This window comes from Streptomyces sp. NRRL B-24484, assembly GCF_000717715.1.
GTDB lineage: Bacteria > Actinomycetota > Actinomycetes > Streptomycetales > Streptomycetaceae > Kitasatospora.
Map to the genome: position 1 here is coordinate 22,712 of NZ_JOAI01000064.1, position 8,002 is coordinate 30,713.

An 8,002-nucleotide genomic window follows, 5' to 3' on the forward strand; every position below is an offset into this window, starting at 1 on the left:
GAGAATCGTGGAACCCGTCCTCATCGTGCTGGTCGTCCTGGTCGTGGTGGCATTCATCGCGCTGATCAAGACGATCCAGGTGATCCCGCAGGCCAGCGCGGCGATCGTGGAGCGCTTCGGCCGCTACACCCGCACGCTGAGCGCGGGACTCAACATCGTGGTGCCGTTCATCGACACCGTCCGCAACCGCATCGACCTCCGCGAGCAGGTCGTGCCGTTCCCGCCGCAGCCGGTCATCACCTCGGACAACCTGGTCGTCAACATCGACACGGTCATCTACTACCAGGTGACCGACCCGCGGGCCGCGACCTACGAGGTCGCCAGCTACATCCAGGCCATCGAGCAGCTCACCGTCACCACGCTGCGCAACATCATCGGCTCGATGGACCTCGAGTCCACCCTGACCTCCCGCGAGGTCATCAACGCGGGCCTGCGCGGCGTCCTCGACGAGGCCACCGGCCGCTGGGGCATCCGCGTCAACCGCGTCGAGCTGAAGGCGATCGAGCCGCCGACCTCCATCCAGGACTCGATGGAGAAGCAGATGCGCGCCGACCGCGACAAGCGCGCCGCGATCCTCACCGCCGAGGGCGCCCGGCAGGCCCAGATCCTGCGCGCCGAGGGCGAGAAGCAGGCCGCCGTCCTGCAGGCCGAGGGCGAGGCGCAGGCCGCGGTGCTGCGCGCCGACGGTGAGGCCGCCGCGATCCGCACCGTCTTCGAGGCCATCCACGAGGGCGACGCCGACCAGAAGCTGCTCGCCTACCAGTACCTGCAGACCCTGCCCGAGCTCGCCAAGGGCGACTCCAACAAGCTGTGGATCATCCCGAGCGAGGTCGGCGACGCCCTCAAGGGCCTCGGCGGCGCGTTCACCGGCCTGACCGGCGGCAACGGAGCCGGCCCGGCCGCCGCGGCCGCCCCGCGCCCGGTGGACACCGAGACCAAGCACATCGCCCGCCCGCGGGTCGAGACCACCCGCGAGTACCCGCGGATCGACCCCGAGTGAGCCGGCCGTAAGGCCCTGCGGACCCCTCCGGCCTGCGCCGCCCGTACCGGGCCGGCGCAGGCCGGATCCGTTCGTCGCCCCGGGGCATGTCACACCCGGGCGGGCTGCGTCGTCCCCCTGGCATGAGAATCGCCATCGTCGGAGGAACCGGGACGCTGGGAAGCCGCGTCACCGAGGAACTGCGCGCACGCGGACACGAGGTCCGGGTGCTCAGCCGCCGCTCGCCCGAGCACCCCGTGGACCTCACCACCGGGGCCGGCCTGGCCGCCGCCCTCGCCGGCTGCGAGGTCGTGGTCGACGCGGCCAACAGCCGCTCGGCGAAGGGCGCCGGACGCACCCTGGTCGACGGCACCGGGCACCTGCTCGCCGCCGAACGCGCCGCCGGCGTCGGCCACCACGTCTGCGTCTCGATCGTCGGCTGCGACCGGGTGCCGGTCGGCTACTACGCGGTGAAGACCGCCCAGGAGCGGGCCGTCGCCGAGGGCCCGGTGCCGTGGACGGTCGTCCGGATCACCCAGTTCCACGAGCTGGTCGGCGAGGCCTTCGCGACGCTCGGCCGCTGGCGCCTGCTGGCCGTACCGAAGGCCCGGCTGCAGACCATCGCCGCCGCAGACGCGGCCCGCGCCGTCGCGGACGCCGCCGAAGGGCCGGCCCGCCTCGGCCGGATCGAGGCCGCCGGCCCGGAGACGGCCGACGCCCGTGAGCTCGCCCGGACCTGGCGGGCCGTCACCGGCCGCCGCGCCCTGCAACTGCCCCTGCCGCTGCCCGGCGCCCTCGGCCGGGCCCTGCGGGCCGGCGGACTCACCACCGGCCGGCCGGACACCCGCGGCACCCTGACCTTCGCCGACTGGCTGGCCCTGCCCGCCGCACCCGACCGGACCCCCGCCCCCTGACCACCCGCCCCCGGGACCGCCCGGCCCCGCGGGTGGCGCAGACCCCCGCGGGGCCGACACCGGTCCGGATCGTGGATCACCCCTGGCCGGGCCCTCTCTCCTCCGGCATGATCCTCAGTGACAGGAGCGAAGGAGGGAATCACGGATGTCGGTCTGGGAAGCGCTGGCGGTCCTGCTGGCCGGTGTGGGTGCGGGCACCATCAACACCGTCGTCGGCTCCGGAACGCTCATCACCTTCCCGGTGCTGCTCGCCCTCGGCCTGCCGCCCGTCACCGCCAACGTCTCCAACACCCTCGGCCTGGTGCCCGGCTCGATCAGCGGCGTCATCGGCTACCGCCGCGAACTCGAAGGCCAGCGCCACCGGCTGATCCGCCTCGGCACCGCCTCCCTGATCGGCGGCCTCACCGGCGCCTACCTGCTCACCAAGCTCCCCAGCGAGGCCTTCGACGCGATCGTCCCCGCGCTGATCCTCTGCGCCCTCGTCCTGGTCGTGATCCAGCCCCGGGTCTCCCGCGCGGTCGCCGCCCGCCGCAGCCGGGGCGGAGGCGGCGGCAGCACCGAGGGCGGGCCGCTGCTCTTCGCCGGCGTCCTGCTCGCCGGCGTCTACGGCGGCTACTTCGGCGCCGCCCAGGGCGTCCTGCTGCTCGCCCTGATGGGCATGCTGCTCCAGGACGACATGCAGCGGATCAACGCCACCAAGAACGTCCTCGCCCTGATCGTCAACGGCGTCGCCGCGGTCTTCTTCCTCTTCGTCGCCCCGATCGACTGGACGGCCGTCCTGCTCATCGCCGCCGGCTCGGTGGTCGGCGGCCAGATCGGCGCCAAGGTCGGCCGCCGACTGCCCCCGCCCGTGCTGCGGGCCGTCATCGTCGTCGTCGGCCTCGCCGCCGTCACCCGGCTGCTGCTCACCTGACACCCGTGTCGCCCGGCCGCGGCGCCCCCGCCTTCCTATGCTCCTTGTGACGCACCCCGCGGCCGGCGGCCCGCCCGCCGCGGGCCCGCCAGCGACCCACCGGGAGCACCCGTGAGCCGAACCAGGCTGACCGAGGACGAGATCACCACCGCCCTGGCCGCCCTGCCCGAGTGGCACCGCGAGGGCGAGGCGATCGTCCGCACCGCGGAGACCGCCAGTTTCCCGACCGCGATCCGGGTCGTCGACACCGTCGCCGTCGCCGCCGAGGAACTCGACCACCACCCCGACATCGACATCCGCTGGCGCACCCTGCGCTTCGCCCTCTCCACCCACAGCGCGGGCGGCCTCACCGGCCTCGACACCACCCTCGCCGCCCGCATCGACGAGGTGCTGCGCACCACGTCCTGAGGCCCGGTCAGACCGCAGCGCACCCCGTTCCGGCGGGGTGCTCCGGCCGCCATGAGATGCTGGGCGCTTGCAGCAGCAGTCGGGACGGACGGATTTCATGGCTCAGGACCCTCCCCGAACGTACGACCAGGGGTACCCGCACGACGGCACCGGGCAGCAGCCCGCCGCAGGCCAGGACTACCAGCAGCAGCAGGGCTGGTACCAGCCCCAGCCGGACCAGCCCGCCGACCCGTGGGCGGCCGCGCAGCAGCAGCCGTACCAGCCCCAGCCGGACCAGCAGGCCTGGCAGCAGGGCACCGACCAGCAGGTCTGGCAGCAGCAGACCGCCGCCTGGGACCCGCAGACCGCCCAGGCCCACCAGCAGCAGGCGTACCAGCAGCAGGGCTACGACCCGCAGGCGTACCAGCAGCAGGTGGGCCAGCAGGCCTACGAGCAGCAGGCGGGCCAGCAGGCCTACGACCCGCAGACGGTCCAGCAGCAGGGCTACTACGCCGGCGGCTACGAGCAGATCCCGCAGCAGGCCGGCGACGCCTACCAGGCGAACGCCGCCTACACCGACCCCTACGCCGCCTACGGCGCGAGCTCGGCCGGCACCGCCGACGCCTACGCGCAGATCGTCCCCGAGCCGTCGTCCTACGCCCCGGCCGAGCAGACGGGCGACACCTGGCAGAACCCGCCGCAGGAGATGCCGACCGTCGGCTTCCCGGACACCAGCGGCCGGGGCGCCGGCTTCCCGGCGACCTCCGACGACGACCCCGCGTTCTCCGGCGCGACCCTCAGCCCCTACGTGGTCACCCGCGACGACCGGTACGGCGACGACGACCGCGACGACGCGGGCGGCGGCCGCCGCTCGATCGCCGACCGCGCCCGGGCCGCCGCGACCGCCGTCGTCTCCGCGGACCACGGGCCCGGCCGGCGCACCCTGCTGATCCGGGCCGGCGCCGGCGCCGCGGCCCTCGCCGTCCTGGTCACCGCCGCCGTCCTGGTGACCGGCGGCGACGACGGCGAGAAGTCCGGTGGCGGCAGCGGTGCGGACGCCGCGGCCGCCCGCACCTACACCGTCGCGCACGCCAAGGCCTGGGCCGCCAAGCCCGCCGCCGGCGCCGCGGCCTCCGCCGACGACACCCTCGCCGGCTCCTGGATCACCGCCGACGCGGTGGTCCGCGCCGACGGCACCGGCGTGCAGGCCTACGCCCTCGCCGACGGCAAGCCCACCTGGTCCGTCACCGCCCCCAGCCAGGGCGCCGCCCCCTGCGGCCTCTCCCCGGTGGTCAACACCGCCGGCCTCGGCGGAGTGCTCTTCCGCAACGGCAGCGACCCCAAGAGCCCCTGCACCGTCCTCGCCGTCGTCGACACCAAGACCGGCAAGACCGCGTGGACGAAGAACCTCTCCGACACCAAGGACGGCTACGACGCCAAGGTGTCCGTGCTCGCGGACAAGGTCGTCGCGGTCGGCGAGGACAAGGTCTCCGCCTGGGCCGCCGCGGACGGCAAGGACCTCTGGCAGTACACCGGCCAGGGCAAGTTCTGCAGCCTCTCCGGCGGCGCGAGCGGCGCCACCGTCGTGCTGCACAGCAGCTGCGCGGACAGCACCCCCACCGACCAGGCGGTCGCCCTCAACGCCGCCGACGGCAAGGTGAAGTGGTGGCGCGGGCTGAACAACAAGCCCAAGACCGTCACCGTGCTCTCCGCCGAACCCGCCGTCGTCGCCACCTCCGGCGAGAAGCCCGCCGACGACCGGATCTTCGCCTGGGGCACCGCCGGCGACCCGGCCGCCGAGATCCCGGTGACCGGCGACGCCGGCCGCCTCGACGTCGGCCGCGGCACCTTCGACACCGCGCCGACCGTCTTCTTCCACGAGAACACCATGGTCGCCGCGCTCGGCCCGGCCGACGGCGTCAGCCCGGCCACCTCCGTCGCCGCGTACGACCTCGCCACCGGCAAGCCCACCTGGACGACCGCCATCGCCGAGAAGCGGAAGTCCCGCGCGGTCGGCCTGGACGGCGGCGGCCTGCTGCTCGCCGTCGACGAGCGCCTCGACCAGCCCGCCCACATCAGCCGCTTCGCCCTCGCGGGCGGCCAGGAGACCCAGGGCGGCGCCTTCCCGGTGGGCACCGGCTCGCTGCTCACGGCCGGCCGGGTCGTCTCCGCCGGCGGCAAGGTCGTCGTGCTCCCCGAGCACTCGGCCAACTACGGCACCGCCACGGCCTTCCAGGCCAAGGACTGACGCACCGCACACCGCCGGCCGGCCCGTCCCCCGATCGGGCCGGCCGGCGGCGTGCGTGCACGGGGACGGGAGTCCGTCCCCGGTCCTCGGGCGGCACCCGGGCGGGCACCGGTCCGCCGGGCGCCGACGGTCAGGCGCTGGCCGGCAGCCAGGCGGCGAGCTCGCGCAGCTCGCTGCTGCGCAGACCGAGCGCGAGCATCAGCGTCGCCTCCGGCGTCGGCTCGAACGGCCGCCGCAGCAGCTTCATCCCGGCCTGCTCCGGAGTCCGGTCGGCCTTGCGCTGGTTGTCCTCCGGGCACGCGGCCACGGTGTTCATCCAGCTGTCGGCACCACCGCGCGACCTGGGCACCAGGTGGTCCACGGTGGTCGCCCGGCGACCGCAGTAGGCGCACTGGTGCTGGTCCCGGACGAGCACACCCCGCCGCGACCACGGCGCGTGTTGTCGGAAGGGCACCCGTACGTAGCGGTTCAGCCTGATCACCCGGGGGACCGGGACGGCCACACCGGTACCGCGCACCATCCCCAGCGGATGGGCGTGCTCCACGACCGCCTTGTCCTGCAGGACGAGCACCACGGCGCGCTTCAGCGACACCGTCGTCAGCGGCTCGTAGCTCGCATTCAGTACCAGCGTGTTGCGCATCGTTCCGGCCACCTCCCCTGTGCGGTCGTGCCGCCAGGCACGACCGTCCCGTCCTCGCCGCACTCGGCGGTGGGTCCACTGTGAACTCGCGTGGCCACCGGCAACAACGGAATTTCCGTCCGCCCCCCGGCCGGGCCGAAATCCGCTGGCCGGATGCGCGTACTCTCTAGAACGCTGGAGTCGTCCAGGCGCGGGGCCCACGGCGGGCCGCGGACAACGCCGGACGCGACCGAAGGAGAAGCGTGACCGTGACGGACATCGTCGACGAGCTCCGGTGGCGTGGGCTGATCGCCCTGTCCACCGACGAGGACGCACTGCGCAAGGCGTTCGCGGACGGCCCGGTCACGTTCTATTGCGGTTTCGACCCGACGGCGCCCAGCCTGCACCTCGGCAACCTGGTGCAGATCCTCACCATGAAGCGCCTGCAGCTGGCCGGAAACCTGCCCCTCGGCCTGGTCGGCGGCGCCACCGGCCTGATCGGCGACCCCAAGCCGACCGCCGAGCGCGTGCTCAACGACCCCGAGACGGTCGCCGGCTGGGTGGACCGCCTGCGCGGCCAGATCTCGAAGTTCCTCGACTTCGAGGGCGAGTACGCCGCCCGCATGGTCAACAACCTGGACTGGACGTCCGGCATGTCGGCGATCACCCTGCTGCGCGACGTCGGCAAGTACTTCCGGGTCAACAACATGATCGCCAAGGAGGCGGTCGCCCGCCGGCTCAACTCCGACGCGGGCATCAGCTACACCGAGTTCAGCTACCAGATCCTCCAGGGCATGGACTTCCTGGAGCTGAACCGCCGCTACGGCTGCGCCCTGCAGACCGGCGGCAGCGACCAGTGGGGCAACCTCACAGCCGGCACGGACCTGATCCGCAAGGCCGAGGGCAAGTCCGTGCACGCGCTCGCCACCCCGCTGATCGTCAAGGCCGACGGCACCAAGTTCGGCAAGACCGAGTCCGGCACGGTCTGGCTCGACCCCGAGCTGACCACCCCCTACGCCTTCTACCAGTTCTGGCTGAACGCGGACGACCGGGACGTCTCGAACTTCCTGCGGATCTTCTCCTTCCGCTCGCGCGAGGAGATCGAGCAGCTGGAGCGGGACACCACCGAGCGTCCGGCCGCGCGCCTCGCCCAGCGGGCGCTGGCCGAGGAGCTCACCACGATGGTGCACGGCGCCGAGCAGTACGAGCGGGCGGTCGCCGCCTCCAAGGCGCTGTTCGGCCAGGGCGACCTCGCCGACCTGGAGCCGGCCACCCTGGCCGCCGCGCTCGCCGAGGTCCCGAAGGCCACGGTCACCGAGCTGCAGTCGGTCGTCGACCTGCTGGTCGAGACGGGCCTCGCCCCGAGCCGTTCGGGTGCCCGCCGCACCATCAAGGAGGGCGGCGCCTACCTGAACAACGCGAAGGTCGCCGACGAGGAGGCCGTCCCGGCCTCCGAGGACCTGCTGCACGGCCGCTGGCTGGTGCTGCGACGCGGCAAGCGCAACATCGCCGCGGTCGAGGTCGCGTCGAACTGACGTCAGGTGGCTTGAACCGCACTGCGGTTGAGCTGCCACGACACCCCACAGGGGCCGGATCCAGCCGGATCCGGCCCCGCGTGTTTGACGCTCGCAGCCCGGTGCCCTAACGTTGGACGAGTCGCCGAAACTGGTTGCGAACCGGTAACGGCCCCCCTTCCTCCGACGAGTGGACCGTCGCACACCCCTTCGAGAAATCGACCGGGAAATGCGTGCGAAAAACTCTGGTAGAGTTCGGGGGCGCCGAAAGGCGGAAAGCGAATCCGATGAAAGAAACTCCGGAAAACGGAGCGGAAAACATCTGATAAGCTGGTAACACGAAAGAGCGAAACGCCCGGAGGGTCCGCTGGAAGGCGGTCCGAAGGAAGTGTCCGTTCCTTGAGAACTCAACAGCGTGCCAAAAGTCA

At 73.0% G+C, this 8,002-nt stretch carries 7 protein-coding genes; 6 read left to right on the plus strand and 1 reads right to left on the minus strand.

What is annotated here, in order from left to right; all coding sequences use genetic code 11:
• The first annotated feature begins 7 nt into the window (after window positions 1-7).
• The 5 genes from IE98_RS0137475 (at window position 8) to IE98_RS48605 (ending at window position 5,441) form a co-directional block, all read left to right on the plus strand.
• On the plus strand, window positions 8-1,000 hold the full coding sequence (locus IE98_RS0137475) for an SPFH domain-containing protein (RefSeq protein WP_030276621.1): 993 nt from the start codon (window positions 8-10) through the stop codon (window positions 998-1,000).
• Between the two features lie 122 nt (window positions 1,001-1,122).
• Window positions 1,123-1,893, plus strand: a complete 771-nt coding sequence (locus IE98_RS0137480; RefSeq protein ID WP_030276622.1) for an SDR family oxidoreductase — start codon at window positions 1,123-1,125, stop codon at window positions 1,891-1,893.
• A 145-nt stretch (window positions 1,894-2,038) separates the two neighbouring features.
• A complete protein-coding gene (locus IE98_RS0137485; RefSeq protein WP_030276623.1) occupies window positions 2,039-2,806 on the plus strand; it encodes a sulfite exporter TauE/SafE family protein in 768 nt (255 codons plus the stop codon).
• A 111-nt stretch (window positions 2,807-2,917) separates the two neighbouring features.
• Window positions 2,918-3,214, plus strand: coding sequence for a 4a-hydroxytetrahydrobiopterin dehydratase (locus IE98_RS0137490; protein WP_030276625.1), 297 nt, complete (start codon window positions 2,918-2,920; stop codon window positions 3,212-3,214).
• 97 nt (window positions 3,215-3,311) lie between these two features.
• Window positions 3,312-5,441 carry a PQQ-binding-like beta-propeller repeat protein gene (locus IE98_RS48605; RefSeq protein WP_030276627.1) on the plus strand — a complete coding sequence of 710 codons (2,130 nt, stop codon included), beginning with the start codon at window positions 3,312-3,314 and terminating at the stop codon, window positions 5,439-5,441.
• Window positions 5,442-5,571: 130 nt separating this feature from the next.
• Here IE98_RS48605 and IE98_RS0137500 read toward each other — a convergent pair whose 3' ends face one another.
• The gene (locus IE98_RS0137500; protein ID WP_030276629.1) at window positions 5,572-6,081 is read right to left on the minus strand and encodes an HNH endonuclease; all 510 of its coding nucleotides are present in this window, start codon (window positions 6,079-6,081) and stop codon (window positions 5,572-5,574) included.
• A gap of 248 nt (window positions 6,082-6,329) precedes the next feature.
• Here IE98_RS0137500 and tyrS point away from each other — a divergent pair, with 248 nt between their 5' ends.
• Window positions 6,330-7,595, plus strand: coding sequence for a tyrosine--tRNA ligase (tyrS, locus tag IE98_RS0137505; protein ID WP_030276630.1), 1,266 nt, complete (start codon window positions 6,330-6,332; stop codon window positions 7,593-7,595).
• Window positions 7,596-8,002 lie beyond the last annotated feature (407 nt).

Excerpts from the sequence above, each read along its gene's own strand:
- IE98_RS0137480 (WP_030276622.1), top strand. The coding sequence starts at position 1,123 with ATGAGAATCGCCATCGTCGGAGGAACCGGGACGCTGGGAAGCCGCGTC.
- IE98_RS0137485 (WP_030276623.1), top strand. The coding sequence starts at position 2,039 with ATGTCGGTCTGGGAAGCGCTGGCGGTCCTGCTGGCCGGTGTGGGTGCG.
- IE98_RS48605 (WP_030276627.1), top strand. The coding sequence starts at position 3,312 with ATGGCTCAGGACCCTCCCCGAACGTACGACCAGGGGTACCCGCACGAC.
- IE98_RS0137500 (WP_030276629.1), bottom strand. The coding sequence starts at position 6,081 with ATGCGCAACACGCTGGTACTGAATGCGAGCTACGAGCCGCTGACGACG.